This window comes from Romboutsia sp., from assembly GCF_035470145.1.
GTDB lineage: Bacteria > Bacillota > Clostridia > Peptostreptococcales > Peptostreptococcaceae > Romboutsia_D.
This window is the reverse complement of sequence record NZ_DATIRC010000096.1, coordinates 1-2,071: the sequence shown is the minus strand read 5'-3', so window position 1 is coordinate 2,071 and position 2,071 is coordinate 1. Positions and strand designations below refer to the sequence as shown.

The window sequence follows — 2,071 nt, the reverse complement described above, 5'->3', positions numbered from 1 at the left end:
CTCCAACATTCAGTTCTCTGAAAACGGATGAGTCTTGTTTAACAAGTATATATAGCTTATTTGCAGAATTATTCCTTAATTTAAAAAGATAAGGCGGTTCTTTTCCATTCAAAAAAAACTGTACACTATAGTAATTTTCATAAATGGTTTTTACTCCAGAATTGGAGCCGTCAAAATTATTTGTATTTTGATTTCCTATTTTTACTAACTCAAACATTTGCACACTATCCTTATGAAACTTTTAAATTTGTATAGAAATTTAAATTATTTATCTCTCGCAAAAATTGTGCAAAATCAAGTCGTTATATGTGATTTAATTCAATTTGAAATAATATTAGATGGTTGTATTAATTAACGGGATAGGCAATCTGGGCTTAAAAAGAATACATTCGATATAAGCTTTAAGCGAAGCAGAAAGAATGGAAAGAAGTGTGTGGCTAATTACAGATTGCAGTACGAGTATTGATTTCTATTGTTCGTGTATTGGTTAATTCAAAAGCTTCTTCGCTTCTCCAACTGGTATTCTTTTTCCATTTTTGAAGGCGACCACAAAAGCCCCAACGAATCCCCTCCTTCGTAGTTCTGACTGTAGTACAGACGCTGATTTTAAATCTTTTTCATTTCCTACAGTATATTTATAAAGACCGTTGTTTTCATACACCCATACATTTTTTTGACCCATTAATTTTGGGGAGTTTATTGAAAGCAGAGTGCCCGAAGAAATTATTTGAATTTTAAAAATGATATCCTTTCCTAATGAATCTAAACCGGTGTTATCTACTCTATGATTAATTTTTATCTCGGAAGAATCCCTGTTTGATTTTCCAATTTCAATAATTTCTTCTTCTGCATTGCGTTTTTCTTTTTGTTTAGATCTTAAATTTCCGATTGCTTCATTTAATTTCTTTCTTAATTTATCATTTTCTTTACGCACAAATTCTGGTTTTGCCCGAAGTTCTGTAATGGAGGAATTAGCGACATCATTTATTTCACGTGAGTTATTTAATTTTGATTCTATTACTTTTATACTTTTTTGTTCTGTATGTGCATTTTCTTTAGCGACTTCAAGCTGTTTATTCATCTTTATAGTCTTGATAGTTTTATCTTGCTTTAGATTAAATGTATAAATTGAATTACCGGTGGTTGGGATTAAAAAAAAGACTAATAATGTTATAATTAATACCAAGGAGAATGATGTCCAAACCTTTTGAAATGATTTGATATACGATATTAACAAATAGGAAAAAAGATATACCGCACTAATTGCAAAAAAAACTAAACCAATTACAAAAAAATAATCAACTTTAGACTGCTTTCCGTGAAAGAAGTAAAAACACCAAACTAAGAATGCTCCAAAACTAAATATATATCCTCCAACTACTATCGATAAGGACCTTTCTAATGACTTATCCATTATTATCGATAAAGATCTTTCTAATGGCTTATCCATATTAATTCCTTTTATTTGAACAGTTCTGGAATCTCCAAATCAATGGCAAAACTCTCTCTCCAATATTGCAAAAACCATGCAATATAAACATGTTGCAAGATAATTAATTTTAAATCGCAATTAAATTGGATGGTTATATCACTTAAATGGTCTTAAGGACAGTGCTTATCTGTATCAAAGTGGTTGGAATTATATAGAATGCCTTGCATAACTTATGCAAAGTTTGTCACAATTCTAACCCCTCGGGATTTGCATCAGAAGTTGAAAAAGAATGACACTTACTCCATTTCCATGGATCTAAATGGAGGGAAGTTGGAAGTTTGATTTGAAATGAAAACTACAGAAGCCAATATCTAAATTTTAGCCGCTGTTGTGATATCTTGGAGATATCGCACGAATTTGAAGCCAAGATCGCTTTACCAGACAAGGCACACTTTCGCTATGCTGATGCTGGATGACGGAGAATTGCCGGGCTGGGTTCAGAAAATGATGGGGCACGAGAGCCTTAAAATGATACTGGAACGGTATTATTCCTATATCAAGAACTATCAGCGTGATGGCGGCTCTGCGTTTTTGGAAATGTCTTTAATCCGAGCGTAAAAAAAGATGGCGAGACACCAG

General features: G+C 32.4%; 2 protein-coding genes. Both read right to left on the bottom strand.

Features of this window, described 5'->3' with window-relative positions:
* Positions 1-217, bottom strand: a 217-nt coding sequence (locus VLM92_RS03355) for a hypothetical protein (protein WP_325274937.1), incomplete at its 3' end; no start/stop codon positions are given.
* Between the two features lie 270 nt (positions 218-487).
* Positions 488-1,450, bottom strand: a complete 963-nt coding sequence (locus VLM92_RS03350) for a hypothetical protein (protein WP_325274936.1) — start codon at positions 1,448-1,450, stop codon at positions 488-490.
* Positions 1,451-2,071: the final 621 nt, after the last annotated feature.